Genomic DNA, 23269 nt, shown 5'->3' on the forward strand with positions numbered 1-23269 from the left:
ATTTTTTGGGGTGTGACCCTCAATTGAATGCAAATTGCTGTATAGATCTCTGTAAAACTCATCGGACATGTGCATAATGCACTAAGTTATAAGGGGTGAAGTGTTCTTGTTGCATATTGTGCAGGAATCTTATCGAAAGTGTACCTGGAGGCTAATTTTGGACACGAATATCAAGATTTTAATTGTTGATGATTTTTCTACAATGAGGCGAATTATCAAGAATTTGCTCCGCGACCTCGGGTTTAACAATACTCAGGAAGCCGATGATGGAAATACGGCCCTGCCAATGCTCAAGAGCGGCGATTTTCAGTTTGTTATTACCGACTGGAACATGCCTGGAATGCAGGGAATTGACCTTCTGAAGGCAATCCGCGCCGATGATAAGCTAAAGACGCTGCCGGTGCTTATGGTTACTGCAGAGGCTAAAAGAGAACAGATTATCGAGGCTGCTCAGGCCGGAATCAACGGTTACATAGTAAAGCCTTTTACGGCTGCAACACTCAAGGAAAAACTTGATAAGATTTTTGAACGTTTAGGTTAAAAATCGGGATAGTGCTATGACCACGTACAGCAGTGATGAACATGTGAGAGGTCCGTTAATTACCAGAGCAGAAGCCCAGCTCCTTCTGGAATACCTTGAGGACGGCTATCAGGAGGAGGCGGATGCCATGATTGTTGGAATTGTGAACCGCAATCAGGCCGATCTTTTTTCAGAGGTGGGAAAAGTGGCTCGTAATCTTCATGACGAGCTCTCCAATTTCACTGTTGATCCCCGGCTTAAGGATATTGCCGAGACTGAGATTCCCGATGCCACGGAACGGCTGCGCTATATCATAAAAATGACGGATAACGCTGCCAATCGTACCATGGATGCTGTGGATCAGTGCAAACCGCTTGCTGACAAGCTTGATTCCTCGATAAATGCGATTATGCCCCTCTGGGAAAGACTGATGCGCAAGGATATAGACAAGAGTACCTTTGTGCGTCTCTGCCATGGCAGCTATTCGTTGCTCCAGGTGGCTCAGAAGGATGCCAATACCCTGAATAATCAGCTGACCGAAATTTTAATGGCCCAGGATTTTCAGGATCTGACCGGGCAGATGATCAACCGCATTATCAAGCTGGTGGGCGAGGTTGAGGGCAGTCTGGTTGCTATGTTGAAGGCCTATGCCGGAGATAAGGCGATGTCAGGCAGCAGCGTCAGGGGAGGGCATACCGGTTCGGATGCCGAGGGACCGATACACAACCCCGATGACAGAGATGATGTTGCCAAGAATCAGGATGATGTTGATGATTTGCTGGCCAGTCTTGGCTTTTAAATCTTAACCTTCCGGATGTTTTTTTGCAGATTATAGATTAGGTGGATGCTAGATGGCTTTAGAAGGTGTTGATCAGGAGATTCTCCAGGACTTTCTGGTTGAAGCTGGGGAACTAATTGAAAATCTTTCAGAGCAGCTGGTGGCTCTGGAAAAGAACCCGGAAGATTCCGAGCTCCTGAATGCGATATTCCGCGCTTTTCATACGGTAAAGGGCGGTGCCGGTTTTTTGAATCTTACCCCTTTGGTAGAAGCCTGCCATGGTGCTGAAAATGTTTTTGACTGTCTCCGGAAGAAGACGGTGCCGGTTACATCTGATCTAATGGATGTGATTTTTCAGGCATACGATACCATTAACGAGATGTTCCATCAGGTTCAGAACGGAGAAATGCCGGAAGAAGCTCCGGAAGCTCTTTTGAACGGACTGAAGGCACTTTGTACTCCGGGGGCTGTTCCTGCTCCGGCTCCTAAACCTGTAGCTCCGCCGCCGCCGCCACCACCGCCACCTCCTCCGAAACCCGCTGCCGCTCCGGCTTCCGCTGCGGGGATAGATACCATCAGCGATGATGAGTTCGAGGCGCTTCTGGATTCCCTGCACGGGAAGGGAGTGGCTCCGGGCAGTGCGAATGATAAGAACGTCGCTTCGGAAGCAGGCTCTGACATTGAGAGTGAGTTTGATGCCATTCTTGCCGGAGCTGAGGCCAAGCCAGTGCCGATACCCGGCGCCGGCTCAGCGGTTACACCTGCTCCGGAGCCGCCGAAACCCGCTCCGGCACCTGCAGACCCGGTCAAGGATGTGTTTTCCAGCCCCGGGGATACTATGACCGATGATGACTTCGAGGCTCTTTTGGATTCCCTGCATGGCAAGGGAGTGGCTCCAGGCAGCGCCAATGACAAGGCCGCCAGACCTGCAGCTCCAGCCACTCCGGAACCTTCGAAGCCAGCACCGTCAGGCCCGTCTTCAGCTACGGATACGGCGAAGTCTTCCGTAACGTCTAAGGCTCCGTCTTCCGACCCCGCAGCTTCCGGAGATGCTTTGGCGGGAGGGGATCATCATCCCGATAAGGCTGCTGCCGCCAAGGTGACTGTTGATGATACTGTTCGGGTGGAAACAAAGATCCTGGACAATCTCATGAATATGGTGGGCGAGCTGGTGCTGGTGAGAAACCGGCTTCTCAGTATCGGAAGCTCCATGCAGTCTAACGAGGAGCTTAACAAGACAATTTCCAATCTTGATGTGGTTACGGCTGATCTGCAGGGGGCGGTTATGAAGACCCGCATGCAGCCGATCAAGAAAGTGTTCGGCAGATTTCCGCAGCTTATACGCAAGCTGGCCCGCAATCTCGGAAAGAAAATCGAGCTGGTGATGGAAGGTGAGGAAACAGATCTGGACAAGACACTGGTAGATGCCTTGGCAGACCCGATGATTCACCTGGTACGAAATTCCTGCGACCACGGCATTGAGATGCCCGATGTGCGCGCCAGGGCCGGCAAGCCGGAACAGGGAACAGTTACGCTCAGTGCGTCTCAGGAAGGGGATCATATTCTTCTGAAGATTATTGATGACGGCGCCGGTATGGATCCGCAAAAGCTCAAGTCTGTGGCCATAAAACGCGGGGTTCTCGATAAGGAAACCGCGGAACGCATGACTGATGTTGAAGCCTTTAATCTTATCTTCAAGCCGGGCTTTTCCACCAAGGAGAACATTTCGGATATTTCCGGCCGCGGTGTGGGCATGGATGTGGTTAAAACCAACATTACCAAGCTGAACGGCTCCCTTCGTATTGACTCCAAACTGGGGAAGGGAACGATCATCGAGATCAAGGTGCCGCTGACACTGGCGATTCTGCCGACGCTGATGGTCAAGGTGGGAAGCCAGAGTTTTGCACTGCCGCTTACTTCCGTAAATGAGATTTTCCATCTCAGACTGGACGGCGTTAAGAAAGTGGACGGACAGGATACTATCGTGATCCGCGAAAAAGCCATTCCGCTCTTCTATCTTCAGGACTGGCTGATCCGGAATCATTCCCAGGGCTTTATGCATCCGGAATGGGGGCATGTGGTGCTGGTACAGCAGGGTAACGGCAATCAGGTAGCCTTTGTGGTGGATGAACTGGTGGGACAGGAAGAAGTGGTAATCAAGCCTCTGGATCAGCTGCTTCATGGCACTCCGGGCATGGCCGGAGCTACGATTACTTCGGATGGCGGTATTGCCCTGATTCTGGACATTCCGAGCCTGCTCAGAGGATATGCTAAAAAGGATATCTCAAAATCGGCTGTCAGGAGGCCGGCACGCCGGGAAGCTGCTGCCACTGCTTCGCCGCCGGTGGTCTGATCACTGTTAAGGACTCCGGCAAGTAGTATTTCCGGAGTTTTTTTGATTTTTGTGTTTCTGAGCCAGATAATCGGGGTTTTTTAATGTCTGCCGTAAAAGTCCTTATTGTTGACGATTCGACGTTTTACCGTAAGCGTCTTAAGGAGATGTTTGACACAGATCCTGAAATTGACGTGGTTGGTGAAGCCGCCAACGGAAAAATCGCTGTTGAGATGACCAGAACCCTCAAGCCCGATGTGATCACCATGGATGTGGAAATGCCTGTGATGGGCGGGATTGAGGCGGTAAAGAAGATCATGGAGATCTGTCCCACTCCGGTACTGATGTTTTCATCTCTTACCGAAGAAGGTGCCCGTGAGACACTGGAGGCTCTTTCCTCGGGAGCTTCCGACTATCTTCCCAAGGATTTTGCCGGGATAGCCCGGAGAAAGACTCAGGTAGTTCAGGATCTGTGTGCGAAGGTGAAAGCACTCGGTTCCTCCATAATGTACCGTAGCCGCCGCTTGGCTGCCGAGAGTTCAGATCAGGGGGCTGTCGCGGTTTCCAGAACTCAGACTAATGAGAGCTCTTCCAGACGTCTGCGGGGAAGTACCCCAGGATTCATGACTCCGGCGGAATTAAAGTCCCGTCCTGCAGAGTCACGGTGGGACAACAGCCGGCAGACTCAGAAGGCTATTCAGGCCATGAGCAACGTGGAAGCACGTCTGGAAGCACTCATTAACCGTAAAAAAGCTGAGCTGAACGCTCTTACCAATCTTAAGAAAAGTCAAGAGATTAGAAATGAGGTTCTCCAGCACCACAAAAGTTCCGTTCCGGAAGGAAGTACCGACTATCAGATTCTGGCCATCGGAAGTTCTACAGGGGGGCCAAATGCACTCCAGGTGATTATTTCAGAGCTTCCTGAAACGATTCCGTTTCCGATAGTGGTGGCGCAGCACATGACGGCCCTGTTCACCAAATCATTTGCGGAACGCCTTAATAAACTGTCACGGTTAAATGTAAAAGAGGCTGAGGACGGGGAACAGCTCAAGCCGGGGTGGGTATACATTGCTCCCGGCGGCAGACAGATCACAGTTACCTCCCGGTATCCCAGGAATTTTCGGATATCAGTTATTGACAGTCCGCCGGAGGTCTATTACCGGCCCTCTGTTGATATTCTGATGGGTTCCCTGTCCCGGTGTGCCGGGCTTAAGGTGCTGGCCATAATTCTCACCGGTATGGGACAGGACGGAAAAATGGGCTGCAAGCTTTTGCACGACAAGGGGTCTGAAATCTGGGCGCAGGATGAGATGACGTCAGTTATATACGGGATGCCCAAGGCGGTGGCGGGATTTGCCTCCCGGATTCTGCCGCTCCAGGATATTGCCGGTGAGATTGTAGGCACCATTGTGAAGTAGCGGAGAGCAGTAAAGTAGGTAATCTATGAATATTTTAGGATTTTTTGTAGGTGTGGGCTTTATTCTCGGCGGGATGATGATTGAAGGATCTCATCCCACCGCTCTCCTGGATTTGCCGGCCTTCATGATTGTGATCGGAGCCGCCTTCGGAGCGGGCATGGTGCAGTTTCCCATTGGGACCGTTATTGGAGCTCTGGTGCGTCTCAAGTGGCTTATCGCTCCGCCCCGGCATGATTTAATCGGTCAGTCCTCCCTTTTGGAGTCAATGCTCCAAACGGCCCGTCAGCAAGGACTTCTGGCACTGGAAAACACTCTGGGCAACATTAACGATCCCTTTACCAAAAAGGGGATCCAGATGATCGTGGACGGGGTTGACAAGGAGCAGCTCGTCGCTCTTCTGGAGGCAGAAATGGAGCACGAGGAATACGAGGAGGAGCAGTACATCAAGGTTCTGGAGGGTATCGGCGGCTATGCCCCGTGCATGGGAATTATTGGTGCGGTTCTGGGACTCATTCACGCTATGGGGCTTCTGGATCAGCCGGAGCTTCTGGGACCATCCATTGCAGTGGCTTTTGTGGCCACAATTTACGGTCTGGTAGCGGCCAATCTTCTGTTTCTTCCAGCCGGCAACCGGTTTAAGGCGATTCTTCATGACAGACTGGCCTTCAAGGCCATGACGCTTGAGGGACTGGTTTCCATTTCCAATGGCGAAAATTCAATGCAGCTTAAGAGAAAGCTTTCGGTATACACCGGGCAGGAGGTCTGACGTCCATGGCCCGCAAGAAGAAGGTTGCCGCACCCGAAAATGCTGAGCGCTGGATGGTATCCTATGCAGACTTCATGACGTTGCTTTTTGCAGTTTTTGTGGTGCTTTACGGCTTTGCCATGTCTGCCAGAAATGACTTTTCAGCCATGGTGCAGGGTCTTATGGACAGCTTTACCCAGGTAGGCTTTGTAAATGACAAGGCGGAGGCCCCGGGACAGGCGGAAATCATCATTACTCAGCTTATGAGCGAAAATCCTGTAGAGGCTACTGTCAATCTTACTACTCCTGATATCAAGCCGATTCATGCGGATAATCCGGGCGGTGGCGGCATGATTGAGTATGGAGCCTCCCAGGATTCTCCGATTAAAAAGGAAAGCGATCGTGATGACAATAACGGCAACGGTGCGGAAGCATCTGATGCCATCAGCAGCACTTCGGGCGAGAATATTATGGGGGCTCCCCTGGATTCGGTGAGAGAGGATATCTCCAATGCGCTGGAGGAGCTGGAGAGCGAGGGGCTGGTGATTGTGTCCCAGAATCAGAACTGGCTTACTATAGATCTGAACGATGCTCTGATTTTTGCTCCGGAAAGCGCTTCGATCCTGAACAGAGCCCGGCCGGTGCTTGAAAAGATTTCTGATATCCTGAAAAATATCAGCAACTATATCCGGGTGCGGGGATATACTGACAACTCTCTGGTGAAGAACGAAGTGTACCGTTCTAACTGGGAGCTTTCCGCTGCCAGATCCATCAGTGTTATAGAGGATATGGCGGTAAACGGGATAGATCCGCACAGGCTGGGAGTGGAGGCCTACGGTCAGTTTGCTCCTTTTGTTTCGAATTCCACGGAAAGAGGCCGGGCCCGCAATCGCTGTGTGACCGTGGCTGTTTCCAAATATGCCATGAGGCCCGTAAAGCTTGAGGTGCTTCCGGATCTGGTGGATACTTCGCCAGGCGCACGGGAGCAGCTGTCTCCCCGGGATCTGGAGGATCTGGAGATAATCAGAATGCCGGACGGACGCATCAAGGTTTTCTCAAGACAGGAGCCTCAGGGAGCCACAGGTTCCGGAGGAAAAGATTCCGGAAGCGGAACTGCTACGGGCTCGGGAGATAACAGACAGTGAGGACGATCTGATGATTGTATGGACGGTTGCAAATCAGAAGGGCGGCGTTGGCAAAACCACGACAGTGATCACTTTGGCCGGGATTATGGCCAGAAGGGGGATGCGGGTTCTGGTGCTGGATACTGACCCGCACTCCTCCCTTACCAGTTGTTTTGGCTATGATTCTGATGATCTGGAGCATACGCTGTTCGACCTGTTTATCAGCGGGGAAATAACACGGGATCTGGTTAAATCGATTATTATCGACACTCCGGTGAGCAATATTAAGCTGATGGCGGGATCTTTGGCTCTGGCTACCCTGGATCAGACTCTGGGACAGAAGCAGAGCCAGGCGGGACTTATTTTGAAAAAGTCTCTGGCGGTTCTGGGAGATGAGTTTGACTGTGCTATCGTTGACTGTCCTCCGGTGCTGGGGGTGATGATGGTCAATGCTCTGGCGGCCAGTTCCAGCATTATCGTGCCGACCCAGACCGAGTTCTTAGCTCTAAAGGGGCTGGAAAGAATGATGAAGACCTTTGAGATTCTGCGGGGAACCAAGGCCCGGCCGTTGCGATACCTGATTGTGCCCACCATGTTTGACAGGCGTACCCGAGCTTCGAATCAGACACTGGAATCCATAAAGGAAGCCTACGGCGATGTGGTGTGGCGTGATGTGATACCTATTGATACCAGATTCCGGGATTCCAGCGAATTTCATGTACCGGCCCCGATAAAGTTTCCGTATTCAAAGGGGTGCCTGGCCTACGAGAAGCTTCTTAATGACCTCCTGAAAGTGGAGAAGGACAGTTAAAAATGAGCAAATCCATGCAGTATGCGGCAATGGTGAATTATTTTAATTCGCTGCTTGCCGAGGATGAACCCCTGTCCGGGGAGCAGAGCGGGCTGTTGCCGGCCACTGAAAAGGAGCAGGAAAAGACGCCACCTTTGCCGTTTAAGGAGCCGGAAAGCCGTACTTCTCTCCAGTCTTTGCTGGATCAGGTTCCCATAACCGTTGAGGCAGCCGCAGTTTCTGAAGTCAAGGAGGCTGTGGCTACAGAAACACCTTTAGCTGCTGCCGTCAGAACAGAGAGCCGGACGGAAACTGCGGCGTCTGCCGAAACTTCAGTTATAACCGAGACGAAAACTGTGGTCAGTACTCAGGTCTCTGAGCCTGTGGTTGCAACCGCTCCGGAGGTACGGGAAGAGGTCTGTGCTCCTGCAAAGACTGAATGGCAGAATATGGATCTCGGAAAGGAGTTCTCCGCCCTGTTTTTCAAGGTGGCCGGCGTTATTCTGGCCGTGCCTCTCAAGTATCTGGGGGGAATTTACCAGATTGAAAAGATTACCCAGATGTTCGGGAAGCCGGAATGGTTTTCCGGTCTCACCAATATCAGAAAACGCAAGGTGGCAGTGGTTGATACCGCTAGGTGGATGATGCCTGGCAAGGAAATTGTAGCACACGAGTACCGGTATGCCATTCTGCTGGGTAATTCAGACTGGGCTGTGCAGTGTGATGAGCTTATTGGAACCCGCAACCTGAGCGATGGTGCCATTAAGTGGCGTGATAAGCCCGGGGCCCGTCCGTGGCTTTCGGGAATCGTGAAGAACGAAATGTGTGCGCTTTTGCATCCGGAAGAGCTTATAAAAATGCTGGAATCCGGAGATAATGTGCGGGATCTTCTGGATGGCTCCGGAAGGATCAGACAGTAGTGCCGGATTTTTTTGCAGATGTGTCTTAAAATTACGTGTTTCCGCACGGAAAACGCCGGAATTGTCAGTGTATAATGCCGGTATTCTCAAAAACGGATTAGGCCGGGTGTGCCGTCCCGGATATCAGGAGTGGAGGAACAGTCATGGCAGAACAGGATAACAGTCAGGTCAAGGCCAAGAATGGTGAACTGACCAGATGGGTGACCTTTCATCTCGACCGAGAGGTATATGGCATCAATGTGATGCAGGTTCAGGAGGTTTTGCGCTATTCCGAAATTGCTCCTGTTCCCGGATCTCCGGATTATGTTCTGGGCATTATTAACCTCAGGGGCAATGTGGTTACCGTAATTGACACCAGAATGCGTTTCGGAATTGAGCCCATGGAGGTCACCGACAGCTCCCGTATCGTAATTATCGAGGCGGGCGGACAGGTTGTGGGTATTCTGGTGGACAGCGTGGCCGAGGTGGTGGATCTCAGTGCTGATGATATTGATCCGGCTCCGAATATCGGTACCGAGGAAAGCGCTCAGTTCATTAAGGGGGTGGCCAATCTGGGTGAGGAGCTTCTGATTATCATTGATCTTAATAAGCTTCTGACATCCGAAGAATGGGACGAAATCAGCCGTATCTGATTATGCGGCGTTAGGAGATTTCCGTTTCCCCGTGGGCTCTTGCCCCGGGTGGCTTTTGACGGATCTCCGCTCGGGGCCGGGCGGCTTCATATTGATTAGGGACTCCGATGTCATTAGCAGAGGCATTGGAGTTTTTTATATATTTTTTTTGCGATACGGAAATTACCATGAGTGCGGAAGAACTGACAATCTGGTTGTTTGCATTGGCATTTTCAGCTGTCGGAATGGCTCTTGGAGCGCTGGTATGCGCTCTAATGGCACTGCGTCGCATAAGCAGACTCAAGAAGGATGTTTCCACCGCCTTTAATTCCCTTGCTCAAAAGCAGAACAGCTCTAGAAAGGAGCTTAACGAGCTTCTGACCGGCAATATTGGGATTATAAAAAAATTTCAGGATTTTCAGGAATCGGTAGAGCGACTGTCTGACAAGCAGGCGGATCTGGAGTTAAAGGAGCCCGAAGGGAGAATGTATTCCCGGGCCAAGAAAATGATTCAGCTGGGGGCCGGACTTGAGGAGGTGGTAAGGGAGTGTGAAATCCCGCTGCCGGAAGCCGAACTTCTGTTCCGGGTGCTGGGAAAGTCGCCGGAGGGGGACTCTGGTACTCCACCGGTTTCTCTGGCTCCAAAATCTTTGGAAGCCAGAAATATGGAACGTGCCGTTAAGGATGGCATTGCCCGGAATAAGGAACACCCGGGCGTTTCATCGCCGGCCGGAAGCGGTGAGTCCGGATCCAAAGGCGGTCATCAGGCCATGGGAATGCAGGAAGCCTTTAAGGGGCAGATTCGGGAGGAGGAGGCCCGAATTCCGGCCGAGGCTTTGGAGATGATGCGGAAATTTAAAAACCGGAGTGGCACTCCGGCGGAGAAATGAATGAAAAACAGTTTACGAAATAAATGCCGGGCAGAGCGGTCCGGGGAGAACTTCCGGGAGCAGTTCAGGCCTCATCCGGGATGGCTGTGGCCGGATAGCAGCCCAGAATCTTAACCTCTCCGGTTACATCCCTAAGCTGGCGAAGCGCATCCTGAAGCACGGCAGTTTCGGTATTGGCAATTACATCCGCATAGAAGGTTTCCGCCCATATCAGTCCTTCCCGGTTGCCGATTCTGGGACGGGATTCCAGCTTGACAATATTGATGTTTCTTTTGCTGAATACCTCCAGAACTCTGACAAGAGCCCCAGGCCGGTTTTGGGTGGTGAAGGTCAGCGAGGTCTTGGCGGTAATGGTTACAGGTACGGTGATTTCTTCTTTTCCTATCACGATGAATCTGGTGATGTTTACTTTCTGATTGGCAATGTTCGAAAACAGCGGGGTAAGACCGTAAAGCGGTGCCGAATCCTCGCAGCCGATGGCTACTGCTTCCGGCGATTTGAGTCCGGCAACGATTTCCATGGCCTCGGTAGTGGCGCTGGTGGTTTTGAAGATCGCCTCCGGCAGGTTTTTATGCAGCCACTGGGAGCACTGCTGGATGGGCTGGGCGTGAGAATAGACGGTTTTAATCTGGGAGAGATCTGTGGGAGCCGCCGCCAGAACCCCGTGGTTAATGTTGTATGTCAGTTCTCCTGTGATATGTACCCGGGCATTTTGCAGAAGATCGTAAACTTCATTGATACAGCCGGAGGAGGTATTTTCAATTGGCAGAATGCCGCAGTCGGCTTCGTCGTTTTCAACGCTGGAGATAATTTCCTGAAAGGTTGCACAGCCTCTTTCGACGAGCCGTGATTCTACCGGGTGGTAGAATTTATGGGTAGCATGATAGGAATAGGATCCCCGGGTGCCGAGATATGATACCCGGATTTTTTCCAGAGTTCCTCCTTTGGAAGCATCGAGTCCATGGATTAAAGACATCTGCCGGGATCGGGAATCCGTGAATATTGCTGTAAACAGTTTTGCAGTCAGTGCCGGAGAGATTCCCATGGCCTCAGCTTTTGCAAGAAGCTCCTGGAGATGAAGGCTTTCTCTTTCCTGGTTTTTTACCGGAATTCCGTTCCGGTACTTGTTTTCGGCAATGCTGACTACGGCACTGTTTCTTTTTTGAAGAAGCTCGAGGATGGCGGTGTCAATGGCGTCTATTTTGCTGCGGGCTTCGGCAATATCTGTCATAGCTATTTCCTGTTGTAAAGAGGTTTCAGGGGGCGGCCTGATAAGCTTGTTATTGGAACCGGCCACGTGCCATTATAGCAGTTATCGGGGTGATATTCTGCTGGATTCCGGACGGCACTGTAATGCCGGGAATTACGGATCCGGATCGTAAATGACAGAGTATCCAGTCTGATAATGGCGGATTTACTGCAGGATTCTGCTCTCAGGGAATCCCGGAGGAAATACCGCCTGAAGAATGAGCACAAAAAAAGGGAAGCCGATTCTTCCCTTTCTGTGTTCCCGAAGGTGATCGGGAAGTCTGGTTATCAGTATTTCATGGTGTGGATGTAGAGTGTTCCCGGCCCTCTGAATTTGCAGACCAGTCCTTCTCCGGAAGTAACACTGGACACGAAGCCAGAAGCCTTCTGCATGGTGTACTCAAGAGTTTCGTCCCAGGCCAGGAGATGCCCGTTGTCCACTACCAGCTCTTCTCCCGGTTCCAGATCGAAGCGATGGGCGGCTCCCAGGGATGCGATGAAGGCGGTGCCGGAACCGGTGAGCTTTATGAGGAAGAAACCTTCCTTGGAGGTAAAGCCCTTGATAAGTCCCTGCATCTTGGTGCCGATTTCCACGCCGGGAGTACTGGCCAGATAGCCGCCTTTCTGAACCAGCAGGGTTTTGGAGGGAGTTACTTCAAGAGCCAGTATGGAACCCGGAATACCGGCTCCGATGGAGGCTGTGCCGGCTCCTCCGGAGGCGGTGATGTTTTCGGTAAAAAAGCTTTCCTGGGTAAGGAAGCTTCTGATAAGCCCTCCGACAATACCACCCTTGACATCTCCCTGAAGTTCCAGTCCCTGGCTCATGGTGATCATGGCGCCTCTTTCGCAGGAGATTTTTTCTCCCCGTTCCAGATGAACCTGCAACATGGGGAAGGAGTCCTGATGAACAATTTCGTATTTCATAGCTACCTCAAATTCGTACTGGTATGAAAGTCCCGGAGGTTCCGTTCTGGACAAAACACAAATCCCGGCCGTCCGGGGATACTTTGCAGGATACCTCTGGGGACGGGGTTCCGAGAACCGCTGATTCTGGAAATGATTATACATGAATAGGCGAAGGGTTTTGTTTTTAGAGGTCACTAAAATCCAAAAAAGAAATTTCAAGTCGTGAATAGCAGGATCGGAGAGGGCTCAAGGAGTCTCGGGCACAGCAAGATTCGGGAAACAGGAGGCTTGGAAAATAGGAAATATTAATTGAAAAACGGAGCCGCGGTGGTCACGACTCCGTTAAGGTATTGTCATAAACTCTCAACATTCATGCCTTACCTTTAATTATTATGAAGAAAACCGTTCATAGCTTAGGAAACGATTTCATAAATAATAATACCCCTTTTACGGAGGATGATCTACAGAAATTTGAGTTTGCGTGATTAATCTTTCATTTTTTGCTGAAAAACGCTGCAGACAGCTTAATAATGGTTAAATATTGACCGTTTTCTAGGCTTTATTGCTTAAAAAACAACCTGGGTGTATGGAATTAGATCTGGAATTTAACCAACGGTATAAAAACTAGTCTCGAAATTTACATTCTCTCAGGTTTTTGTCAGGAATAGTTTTTTAATGATATTTCAGTTTTTTGCGGAAAGAATACCCGATTTTTTGAAGATTCTCATTTATGCAAAATGGTAAAATAGCTACCGGCTAATGCTGTCTACAATGGTTCGGACAGCGCTATTTGGTTTTCCGAAACGCGGTCTTGCTGCCTGTTCGGAACAAAATCCCCTGAAAGAGGGAGGAGTGCATAATATGGAAACGACCTGGCATGATGTTATAGGTTCCGAAAAGGAAATGCCGTACTTTGCCGAGGTAATGCGATTTCAGAAGGAAAGAAGAAAGGAGACGCAGGTTTTTCCTCCGGAAAAGGAAATTTTCAGCGCCTTCAGAATCACTCCCTTCTGCCAGGTTAAGGTTGTTATTATCGGTCAGGATCCCTATCACGGGCCGGGGCAGGCCAACGGATTATGCTTCTCTGTAAATCCTGGCATCCCGGTACCGCCGTCTCTGAAGAATATCTACCAGGAACTTCATCAGGAGTACGGGCCAGATTTTGCCATTCCTGCTCATGGCTGTCTGACGTCGTGGGCAGAGCAGGGGGTGTTTCTTCTTAACAATACTCTGACCGTTGAGCAAGGGCTTCCCAAAAGTCATTTCGGCCGGGGCTGGGAAATTTTTACTGATCATGTGATTGCCAGAATTAACGAATGTACCGAGCATACCGTGTTTATGCTGTGGGGAAGTCCGGCTCAGACCAAGGGAAAAAATGTGGATACTTCAAGACATCTGGTTTTGAAAGCACCGCATCCCAGTCCGCTGAGCGCCTACCGGGGATTTTTCGGCTGCGGACATTTCCGTGCGTGCAATTCCTATCTGGAAGCCTGGGGGAAGACTCCCATAGACTGGCGTCTTCCCGAGAATCCCGTCCGGCACTGATGGTACAGTTCCCGGAACTGTCTGCATTCCCGGGGTCGACAGTATTATGACGGAAAACCGACAAAGTGTCGAAAATTTGACATAAGCATAGTTATTTTTACTGCGAAAATCTTACAATCGTCACCATGAAATGGGAGGATCTATGGATTTTGCAGGAAATATCTTGATTCTTGAGGAACGCAGTGAGCTGCGTCAGGAAATCGAAACCATCGTAAAATTTCTTGGCTGCGAATGGCAGAGCGGTGAACTTCCTGACTGCCTGAGCTATCTTGACAGTGACAATGCCGGGATTACCCTGGTAATTGCCGGCAATACCGGTGCTGTGACTCCGGCAGATCTTCTTAAAAAACATCCTATGGTTCCATTTATCTTCACTCAGGCGCACGATGAAAGCGAGCTCCCCCGGGAACCCAACATGATCGGAATTCTCGGTAAGGACGGCACCTATGAAGGTTTTTTGCAGCTTCTCAGATTCTGCCAGTCCTTCAATTCTCTCCATAAGAATCTGAAACGCAGTGATAATGCCCAGAGACTTCTCAAATTTCTGGTGGGAAAGGGGCGGGCCATTCAGGAAGTACGGCATCTTATTGAGCAGGTGGCGCCCACCACGGCAAATGTGCTGATCCTTGGTGAATCCGGTACCGGCAAGGAGGTGGTAGCCCGGGCTGTTCATGCTCTTTCCGATCGGAGGAACAAGCCCTTTGTTCCTATTAACTGCGGAGCTATTCCGGCGGAGCTTCTGGAAAGCGAGCTCTTCGGACACGAAAAGGGAGCCTTTACCGGAGCCATTACCAGCCGGGCGGGGCGTTTTGAGCTGGCGGAGGGCGGTACCATTTTTCTGGATGAAATCGGGGATATGCCGCTCCAGATGCAGGTTAAGCTTCTTCGGGTGTTACAGGAGAGAGTGTTTGAGAAGGTCGGCAGTAACAAGCAGATCAAGTGCGATGTCCGGGTGATTGCCGCCACGCACCGTAATCTGGAGGAAATGATCCGTGAAGGTCAGTTCCGGGAGGATCTGTTCTATCGGCTGAATGTTTTTCCCATCATGACTCCGCCGCTCCGGGAAAGAGCTGATGACATTCCGCTTTTGCTTCAGGAGCTTATAAGACGATATTCCGACGAACACCGGGTTAGTGTCAGGTTTACCCAGAGAGCCATGGAATCCCTGATGCAGCATGAGTGGTCCGGGAATGTCCGGGAGCTTTCGAATCTGGTGGAACGCATGATTATCATGCACCCCGATGAGATTGTGGATGCCCAGGATCTCCCGCAGAAATACCAGTATGGTGTGAAGGGAACCCGGCAGGATGAGATCAGTGAAAAGGATGTTCTCTTTGATCTGTTCAGCGATACCGGCAGTGATGACGATCATGATGACTCCGCTGCTTCTGAAGACGGACATGAGGGAGCACAGCATGATGATCTGGGGGCTCCCTTTTCCGGAGTACTGCCACCGGAAGGGGTGAATCTTAAGGATATGGTCAGTCAGATCGAAATTGACATGATTAAACAGGCTCTGGCAGCCACGGACGGGGTAGTTGCCAGAGCTGCGGAGATTTTGCAGATGCGGCGTACCACTCTCGTGGAAAAAATTAAAAAATATGGAATTTCCCAGGACACAGAGTAGTTTATTAGTTTAGTGTTTTATGAAAATTCCGGGTTTGTTTCAGACTTCGGAAAACGATATTGAGATCCGGCAGAAAAAAAGTGCTGCCGGATTTTATTTTCTGTGATTCTGATGGTACACTTTACAGTGTTTTTTAATGCCGCCGCGTTCATCCTGATTTCGGAGATATTTTGTTGCCGGGTGCTTTTTTCTGGTCCGGACAGTCAAAAAATGTCCCGGATAGTTTTTTCAGATGCTTTATGACCGTGGCTGCTGTCGGCAAGTTCTTCCTGATTCCCAGACTGTTTTTTAAAATGCGTCGGCTGTTACTGGCCGGTGCAGGATCGGGGTTTATCCGGGGTTCTCCCGGCTTGCCGGCGTTTATTTATCAGGATGTATAACTGCGGAAGCTCTTTCAGGAGCGTTATTTACAGGAAAATCAAGAAACAGTCTATGGAAAAGGTATCAGCACTTATAAAACAAATTACCGGGTGTTTTTGTCTCTTTGTTCCCAGCGTGCTTGCGCTTTGCGTTACGGCCTGTGCCGGAACCCAGGAACCTCTGACTACCCAGATTAAGCCGGAAACGACGGTGAGCAAGGAAGAGGTGTCAGTTTCCTACAAACATGATTTCATGCATTATCAGGCGGAGCGTCAGAAGTATCTTAAGGCTCTTTCTGCTTATGAGAAGCGCGATTACGACACAGTAAGACGCATTCATTCAGAGCTGGGGGATTACCCGCTTAATGTTTATCTGGAATACCTGCTTCTGAAAATCGAAAAGGCTGATATCAGCAGAATTCAGAAATTTATAAAAAGTGGCGGTCATAGTGGTCTGGCTCGGCATGTGCAGAGCTCCTATATGCACTATTATGCCAATAACGGAGATTATGCCAGTGTGCTTAAAATCGCTCCGGAAAAGCCCGAAGGAACTAAGCTGCAGTGTCTGTGGTACCAGGCAGAGTATCACCACGGCCGCAAGAAGGAGGCTTTGGATTTCATCAGAACGGACTATGAGGAGGGTGAGCCGTTCTCCAAGGAATGTGCTTCCCTGGTCAGTACCCTCAAGACCGGAGGACTTCTTACTAGGGATATGGTGCTTGAAAGAATCCGCAACACCTATTGGACCAAGAACGGCAGCAAGGCTTATCTTGACGCCGTTTCCGAGCTCAGAGGAGAAGGCGACAAGACTCTGGTGAAGACTTTGTCATCATATTACGGAAAGCCTTCAAAGTATGCCTCCATTCCCCAGACTCAGAAAGAGGCTGCTTCCCTAGTGTTTGCCAGATATGCCAGAACCAGTCCGGAAGCTGCTCTTGCTGATGTTGGAAATTTTAAGGACCGCTATCATCCTACCGCAGCTCAGGAGCATACTGTGAACCGGGCTCTCGTTTATGCACTGCTTTATAACAAGAGTGTGGCTCCTCGGCAGCTTTTGGACAGACTTCTTGAGAACGCCGGCACCCCGGCAATGCTGGAACAGCGCATTCGTCTGGCCATCTGGGATCGGGACTATCGCGGGGTGTTGCGTTTCCTGGATCGGCTGCCCGAGGACAAGAAGCAGGCTGAAAATTATCGCTACTGGAAGGCCAGATCCCTGGAGGAGACCGGCAAAAAAGCCGAAGCGGATGTTATTTACCGGAAGCTGGCCGGAGAAAGGAGCTTCTATGGCTTTTACACTGCTGATAAGCTGGGACTGCCCTATGCCATTCAGGCGGTAACCGCAGTGCCGGCAAACGAAAAGCAGCGGCAGGCACTGCTGCAGAAATATCCGGCCTATGCCAGATTCATGGAGTTTTCGTTTTTGAATGACACTCGGGGTATCCGTACCGAATGGCGGGAGACTATGAGCTCCGCTTCTCTTGATGATGCCAGAACCATAGCTGCCACGGAAGCCGAGCGCGGTTTTTCCGATCTTGCCGTATGGGAATCCATATACAAGAAAGACTGGGATGCCTTAAATGTCCGTTTCCCGCTGCCGTATCGCAAGATATATGAGCAGGAATCCCGGAGAAGCGGTACGGATCTCAGCTACATGTATGCCATTACCAGACAGGAAAGCATGATGAATCCTCTGGCCAGATCTCCGGTTGGTGCCCGGGGTCTCATGCAGTTCATGCCGGATACTGCCGCCATGGTCAGCAAGAAGTACGGCTACCCGTACGGAGGCAAGGATGAGCTTTTTAATCCGTCGGTAAATATCAGGCTTGGCGGTGCCTATCTGCATGATCTTCAGGAAAAATTCGGGGGCAACCGGATCTTTGCGACGGCAGGCTACAATGCTGGTCCTGGCAGAGCCTACAAGTGGCAGAGCGGTGACGGCGTGCGCCGGGATGCGATTACCTATATCGAGGCCATACCTTTCAACGAGACCAGAAACTATGTGCAGAAGGTACTGATGTACAACGTCATCTACCAGCACCTTCTGGGGGCTCAGAAGCTGGAGCTTCTGACTCCGTCGGAGCATGAGGCTTTTTACTGATTACGGATGCGGCGAGGCATGGAAAAAAACAGTGTCAACAATGAAATTTGTTTCACATTTTTTCCGTGCTGATACCGCGGAAAATCATGTTAGAATAGACAGAACCGGCCTCCGTTTTTTGTCCTGACTGCCCGGATTACGATCGTGGCTGCGCCCGTAGCAGACGTCGGCAAAAAGCAGGATAAATATTAAGACCAGCCGGTGATTTGTTGTTATCCCGATAAAGTGATGTGAGAATTATGGCAACAATAAAAGATGTTTCGCGCCTGGCAAATGTATCCATTTCGACGGTTTCCAGAGTTATCAATAAATCTGCGAATGTGGCTCCGGAAAAGGAACAGGCTGTGCTGAAGGCGATGAAGGAACTGAATTTCCAGCCTAATAGTTTTGCCCAGGCTCTGGTAAACAAGCGTTCCAACTGTATCGGCGTGCTCGTGGGAGATCTCTGCGGCGGGCCGTTCTTCGCCCAGATGATGCGGGGTATCGAAGATGTCATACTTCCGGAGAAAAAGTATGTGATAGTAATGTCCGGAAATCACAATCACGATCGCGAGAAGGACTGTATCGAAGCGCTTCTGCTGCGTCGTTGCGATGCCCTTATTATCCATTCCAAGGCGCTTTCTGATGACGAGCTTATCGAGTTCAACCAGTCCGGAATTCCCATGGTGTTTGTAAACCGTCTGGTTAATTCCCTGGAGGATCGTTCTGTTTGGGTGGATATTACAGCCGGAATGGCCGACGCTGTGCGGCATCTGATTGCTAACGGGCACCGGAAGATTGCCTATATCTGTTCCGATGATGCCACCTTTGCAGATGAGAAGGATCGGATGGCCGGTTATAAGCAGGCGCTGGAGGAGGCGGGAATCGAATTTGATCCCAATATTGTAAGTGCTGCCTTCCCGGACGAGAATGGCGGTTATCGCGCCATTGAGTCTCTTTTGATGCGCGATGCCGGGTTTACCGCCTTTGTGGCCTATAATGACGCCATGGCCATTGGTGCGATTTCCGCTCTGACTGACAATAATATCGCAGTACCCGGACAGGTGAGTGCCGTGGGCTACGATGATAATCCAATAAGTAACTACATCAAACCGAAGCTGACTACCGTGCGCTATCCTATTGAAGAGGTAGGCAAGAGAGCCGCCACCCTGGCGCTGTCCCTGCTTTATGATCGTGCCGAGGAGTTTAACTGGAGATGGCCGCTTAAGTTTGCTCCGGTGCTTATCGAAAAATCCAGTGTTGCTCAGGTTAAGCCCGAGGATGGTGAAAAGAAGCCGGCAAGAAAGACTGCGAAAAAGTAGCTCTGCCGAATCGTGGTGGGTTTCAGGCTCCCTCCGTTGCTATCAGATGTTTTTCTTCTGTTCTGATAATGACGGAGGGAGTTGTTTTTTCGGAGGAACTGCGTCAGTTATGTGAGGAGCGTGCCGGTTAAAAATCGACGGACAAGCTGATAGTTCCGAAGTTTTGAATCCAGACAAAAAAGGAAGCCGGAGCTTCCTTTTTTACTGTATTTGCATATGGCGCTTGTGATTATGCGCGCGGCACGCTGCTACCAGTCAGCTGTCAGTCAGCCATATGATTAATGATCTCATCGGCAAATTCGGAGCACTTGATTTCGGTGGCGCCTTCCATGAGACGGGCAAAATCGTAGGTAACCTTCTTGGCTCTGATAGCACCTTCCATGCCCTTTACTACCAGCTTTGCTGCCTCGTTCCAGCCCATGTGAGTCAGCATCATTTCTGCGGAAAGAATGATGGAACCCGGATTCACCTTGTCCATGCCGGTGTACTTCGGAGCGGTGCCGTGGGTGGCTTCAAACATGGCGCAGGTGCTGCCGATGTTGGCGCCCGGAGCAATGCCGATACCTCCGACCTGGGCAGCCAGGGCGTCAGACATGTAGTCGCCATTAAGATTCAGGGTGGCGATTACGTCATATTCGGCCGGACGGAGGAGAATCTGCTGCAGGAAGGCGTCGGCAATGCAGTCCTTGATGATGATTTCATGTCCGTTAAGAGGGTTTTTGATCTTCATCCACGGCCCATTGTCGATAAGCTCGCCGCCGAACTGCTCCTTTGCTACCTCGTAGCCCCAGGCTTTGAAGGCGCCTTCGGTGAATTTCATGATATTGCCCTTGTGTACCAGGGTAACCGACTTTCTGTCATTTTTGATGGCATAGTCGATGGCGGCTTTCACCAGCCTCTGGGTTCCTTCCTTTGAAACCGGCTTTACACCGATGCCGCAGTGCTGGTCAAAACGGATCTTCTTCACACCCATTTCGGACTTCAGAAAGCTGATTACCTTCTCAGCCTCAGGGGTATCAGCAGCCCATTCGATTCCGGCATAAATATCTTCGCTGTTTTCACGGAAGATAACCATGTCAACCAGTTCGGGATTCTTTACCGGGCTGGGAACACCGTCGAAATAGCGTACCGGTCTCAGGCAGATGTAAAGATCCAGCTGCTGGCGGAGCGCCACGTTAAGAGAACGGATGCCTCCGCCGATGGGGGTGGTCAGGGGCCCCTTGATGGAAACAACATATTCCTTGAGGAAATCCAGGGTTTCATCCGGAAGCCAGGTGTCAGCGCCGTATACCTTTGTGGCCTTTTCGCCGGCATAGATTTCCATCCAGGCGATTTTCTTGGTGCCGTTATAGGCCTTTGCCACGGCGGCATCAACTACCTTACGCATGGCAGGAGTGATGTCGCTGCCAATACCGTCGCCTTCAATGAAGGGGATAACGGGATTGTCAGGGATATTCAGGGTTCCGTCAGCATTTACGGTAATGCGGGAGCCGTCAGCAGGAATTGTAACCTTGCTCATGAGGAGTTTCTCCATATGTTTACGAAAGAAATTTGTCCTGACAATTATACCCTATTGAGGCTTTTCACCGTAACAGGAGATGAGATCCTCTTTCCGGGACGAAGGGGAGTGCTGAATGAAAACAGCAGGTACGGTTTTTCTGCAGACACTGGTGTGAAAACCCTGTTCCGGGCGTTTCAGGAAGCCTTTGATTCCGGCAATAGTTTGATAGCAGGCATAATATTACAGTTCAGACTGTAAAACCTTTGTTTGATGGTGTTAAAATGCCCCGTGTTGTCGCGAGAATTTTAACAGTTCCGAATTCTGCATTTTCCGGAGGACTCGGAGCTGATCCAGATGTGGTGAAGCCTTATGATCAGAACCTATGAACTTCACAATGAAACTCTTACGTATTCGAATTTTGATGTGAACGGCGTTCTGCCGGAGAATACTATCTGGATCGACATTAAGTGCCCCACGGAAGAAGAAAGAGAATGGATGCAGCACCTGTTCAAGGAGGAGGTGCCGGAGGAGGATGACATTGAGGAAATCGAGTCCACCTCCCGTTTTTACGTTGATACTGACGGCGTTCATATCACCTCTCTGTTTCCGCAGCGAAAAGGACGCGAAACCGAATCTGTCAATGTGCTCTTCACCATTCACGGAAAAATGCTGATTAGCTTCCGCGAGGAGGATGTCAGTATCATCCGTCTCCTCAGACACTATATCAAGCATGACCGGGTAATGATTCAGAATAATCTTGATATTCTTCTGGAGCTTCATGACATCAAGGTCGAATCTCTGTCTGATTATATTGAGGATTCCTATACCACCCTGGAGGAGACTGCTGATCAGATAATGGCCGATGATGACGAAAAGATTCCGGAGCTTATTGAGGAACTTATTATTCAGGAAGGAACCATTTCAAAAATCAGAGTATCCCTGTTCGATACCAGAAAGGCGCTCCGGTTCCTGAGAAAGAATCTTTCCGGCAAGTTCAATCCGGCGCAGTTTGAAATGATAGACGGAATTCTGGCGGACATCGAATCGCTGTTGCCGCATACCCAGTTTCTTTTTGAAAAAATCAATTTCCAGCTGCAGACCTCCATGTCCTATATCAACCACAAGCAGAACAGCATTATCAAGATCTTTTCGGTGGCGGCAGTGGTGTTCATGCCGCCCACTCTGATAGCCAGTATTTACGGCATGAATTTCGGACACATGCCGGAGCTGCAGTGGCAGTATGGCTATCCGATATCTATTGGTCTCATGTTTCTGTCGGCGGTGACGACCTACCTGGTTTTCAAGAAGAAGGGGTGGCTCTGAGTCGTGGCGATTCCGGAGCGGCCTTTTTGTTTCTGATTTGCTGTTCCCGGGGCGGTTTTGGCGTCAGGCCTGCTTCCGAACCCGTTTAAGAATTTCTTTGAAAGCGATAATCGAATCCGGGGCGGCTTCGAATTCCCGTGCCAGTACTTCCTGCTCCGTCAGCATGAGAACGTCAGCCACCTCTTCCGGCTGCATGACGAAGCTGCCGTCGTACCTGCCATAAAAGAGCCCGCCGTAAAGAAAGCTGTCCTGAACGCAGATCCGGAGCCAGCCCAGCCATAAAAGAGGAGTTTCTACTCCCATTTCCTCCAGAAGTTCCCTGCGGGCGCTTTCCTGAATATGGTCTCCGTCCTCGGCGGTAACCACGCCGCCGATACAGGCATCCAGCATTCCGGGACAGTAATCCTTGGTCAGGGTTCTTTTTTCGATAAAGAAGCGTCCGGAGCTGTTTTCCAGAAGCACGTAGGAAGCCCGGTGCGGCATGTGTCCCGCCCGCATTTCCGGCCGGGGAACGATGCCTGTTATTTCATTGTCTTCGTTTACGATAAGTACCATTTCAGTCATGCTGCGCTCCTTGGGTCAGACCATGTGATTGTGTGCCCATGCTGTATTCTGTATTTATGTCAAGAAAGCCAGACTGCGGAATTTCCGGAGATTCTGGCCCCTGGAGTGTTCCGGCCCTGGCGGTTAAAACCGTGGGTTTTCACGGGGGCATGGGGTATAATAGCATCGGTTTAAAGATAAGCTGTAATTATTATTCTGCCGGTTTTTATCGTTATGAAGTATTCAATAGCAACTGCCGTTATGTGTTTTCTCGGAATGCTTGTTGCCGGGTGTTCCAGTCTTTCCGACTATGAGACTCTGCCGTCCATTACTTTATCTGACTGCGACTTTGATCTTTCCGATAAGTCCTTTCCGGTCATTGTTTCGCCTTACTGTATCAGAAATCCGCTGGATATTGATGCGGATATAGCCCGGGTGCATTTCAGCTACAGGGTTAACGGTCTGACTGTTTACGAAAAGGATCGGGAGCTTAATAAATCAGTGGACAGATTCGGTGATTTCTGTGAAAACTACCGGGTATCTCTGGATGCCGTTAATGATCCGAAGGTGGCTTCCACGATTCTTAATACTATGCTGAACCGTACCTGCGAGGTTAATGCTGTGATGTATTTTGACGACAGGGAAATCAGTTCGGTGTCTGGCAGTTTTAAAAAGGTTGTTAAGTAA

The 23269-nt window shown here is 50.4% G+C and carries 20 protein-coding genes and 1 pseudogene; 17 read left to right on the plus strand and 4 right to left on the minus strand.

Going from position 1 to position 23269, the window contains the following annotated elements:
• Positions 1-157 precede the first annotated feature (157 nt).
• The 10 genes and pseudogenes from cheY to F557_RS23640 all read left to right on the plus strand — a co-directional run.
• Complete coding sequence (gene cheY, locus F557_RS0104775) at positions 158-541, plus strand: chemotaxis response regulator CheY (protein WP_019001103.1); 384 nt, start codon at positions 158-160, stop codon at positions 539-541.
• Positions 542-557: 16 nt separating this feature from the next.
• Entirely contained in the window at positions 558-1319 is a 762-nt protein-coding gene (locus F557_RS0104780) for a protein phosphatase CheZ (protein ID WP_019001104.1), read from the plus strand.
• A 52-nt stretch (positions 1320-1371) separates the two neighbouring features.
• Positions 1372-3651 carry a chemotaxis protein CheA gene (locus tag F557_RS0104785; RefSeq protein ID WP_019001105.1) on the plus strand — a complete coding sequence of 760 codons (2280 nt, stop codon included), beginning with the start codon at positions 1372-1374 and terminating at the stop codon, positions 3649-3651.
• A gap of 83 nt (positions 3652-3734) precedes the next feature.
• The gene (locus F557_RS0104790; RefSeq protein WP_019001106.1) at positions 3735-5048 is read left to right on the plus strand and encodes a protein-glutamate methylesterase/protein-glutamine glutaminase; all 1314 of its coding nucleotides are present in this window, start codon (positions 3735-3737) and stop codon (positions 5046-5048) included.
• Between the two features lie 25 nt (positions 5049-5073).
• Entirely contained in the window at positions 5074-5814 is a 741-nt protein-coding gene (locus F557_RS0104795; protein WP_019001107.1) for a flagellar motor protein, read from the plus strand.
• A 5-nt stretch (positions 5815-5819) separates the two neighbouring features.
• Complete coding sequence (locus tag F557_RS0104800; protein ID WP_019001108.1) at positions 5820-6938, plus strand: OmpA family protein; 1119 nt, start codon at positions 5820-5822, stop codon at positions 6936-6938.
• A gap of 10 nt (positions 6939-6948) precedes the next feature.
• A complete protein-coding gene (locus tag F557_RS0104805) occupies positions 6949-7728 on the plus strand; it encodes a ParA family protein (RefSeq protein ID WP_019001109.1) in 780 nt (259 codons plus the stop codon).
• Between the two features lie 2 nt (positions 7729-7730).
• On the plus strand, positions 7731-8627 hold the full coding sequence (locus tag F557_RS18845) for a chemotaxis protein CheW (RefSeq protein ID WP_019001110.1): 897 nt from the start codon (positions 7731-7733) through the stop codon (positions 8625-8627).
• A gap of 143 nt (positions 8628-8770) precedes the next feature.
• Entirely contained in the window at positions 8771-9259 is a 489-nt protein-coding gene (locus tag F557_RS0104815) for a chemotaxis protein CheW (protein WP_019001111.1), read from the plus strand.
• A 254-nt stretch (positions 9260-9513) separates the two neighbouring features.
• Positions 9514-9819 (plus strand): annotated as a pseudogene (locus tag F557_RS23640) (DUF2802 domain-containing protein); the annotation flags it as partial.
• 373 nt (positions 9820-10192) lie between these two features.
• Here the strand turns inward: F557_RS23640 and F557_RS0104825 are convergent.
• Positions 10193-11359, minus strand: coding sequence for a prephenate dehydratase domain-containing protein (locus F557_RS0104825; RefSeq protein ID WP_019001113.1), 1167 nt, complete (start codon positions 11357-11359; stop codon positions 10193-10195).
• Positions 11360-11664: 305 nt separating this feature from the next.
• Complete coding sequence (locus tag F557_RS18855) at positions 11665-12354, minus strand: TIGR00266 family protein (RefSeq protein WP_019001115.1); 690 nt, start codon at positions 12352-12354, stop codon at positions 11665-11667.
• 789 nt (positions 12355-13143) lie between these two features.
• Between F557_RS18855 and ung the strand changes: the two genes are divergently transcribed.
• The 4 genes from ung to F557_RS18865 all read left to right on the plus strand — a co-directional run bounded on the left by ung (position 13144) and on the right by F557_RS18865 (position 19215).
• The gene (gene ung, locus F557_RS0104840) at positions 13144-13827 is read left to right on the plus strand and encodes a uracil-DNA glycosylase (RefSeq protein WP_019001116.1); all 684 of its coding nucleotides are present in this window, start codon (positions 13144-13146) and stop codon (positions 13825-13827) included.
• 142 nt (positions 13828-13969) lie between these two features.
• Positions 13970-15454, plus strand: coding sequence for a sigma-54 dependent transcriptional regulator (locus tag F557_RS0104845; RefSeq protein ID WP_019001117.1), 1485 nt, complete (start codon positions 13970-13972; stop codon positions 15452-15454).
• A 432-nt stretch (positions 15455-15886) separates the two neighbouring features.
• Positions 15887-17914, plus strand: coding sequence for a transglycosylase SLT domain-containing protein (locus F557_RS18860; protein ID WP_169335160.1), 2028 nt, complete (start codon positions 15887-15889; stop codon positions 17912-17914).
• 239 nt (positions 17915-18153) lie between these two features.
• Positions 18154-19215, plus strand: coding sequence for a LacI family DNA-binding transcriptional regulator (locus F557_RS18865; RefSeq protein WP_044142988.1), 1062 nt, complete (start codon positions 18154-18156; stop codon positions 19213-19215).
• Positions 19216-19477: 262 nt separating this feature from the next.
• Here the strand turns inward: F557_RS18865 and icd are convergent, their stop codons facing one another.
• Positions 19478-20734: an NADP-dependent isocitrate dehydrogenase gene (icd, locus tag F557_RS0104880; protein WP_425425320.1), complete on the minus strand. Its 1257-nt coding sequence runs from the start codon at positions 20732-20734 to the stop codon at positions 19478-19480.
• 15 nt (positions 20735-20749) lie between these two features.
• On the opposite strand from icd, the gene F557_RS0104885 reads away from it, so the two are divergent.
• Positions 20750-20974 (plus strand): hypothetical protein, encoded by a 225-nt coding sequence (locus F557_RS0104885; RefSeq protein WP_019001124.1) that lies wholly within the window; start codon positions 20750-20752, stop codon positions 20972-20974.
• 111 nt (positions 20975-21085) lie between these two features.
• Positions 21086-22039 carry a magnesium/cobalt transporter CorA gene (corA, locus tag F557_RS0104890; protein WP_019001125.1) on the plus strand — a complete coding sequence of 318 codons (954 nt, stop codon included), beginning with the start codon at positions 21086-21088 and terminating at the stop codon, positions 22037-22039.
• A gap of 63 nt (positions 22040-22102) precedes the next feature.
• On the opposite strand, the gene F557_RS0104895 is transcribed toward corA, so the two are convergent.
• Positions 22103-22603, minus strand: coding sequence for an NUDIX hydrolase (locus F557_RS0104895; RefSeq protein ID WP_019001126.1), 501 nt, complete (start codon positions 22601-22603; stop codon positions 22103-22105).
• Positions 22604-22816: 213 nt separating this feature from the next.
• On the opposite strand from F557_RS0104895, the gene F557_RS0104900 reads away from it, so the two are divergent.
• The gene (locus F557_RS0104900; RefSeq protein WP_019001127.1) at positions 22817-23269 is read left to right on the plus strand and encodes a hypothetical protein; all 453 of its coding nucleotides are present in this window, start codon (positions 22817-22819) and stop codon (positions 23267-23269) included.

Origin of the sequence: Succinimonas amylolytica DSM 2873 (genome assembly GCF_000378405.1) — a bacterium.
GTDB lineage: Bacteria > Pseudomonadota > Gammaproteobacteria > Enterobacterales > Succinivibrionaceae > Succinimonas > Succinimonas amylolytica.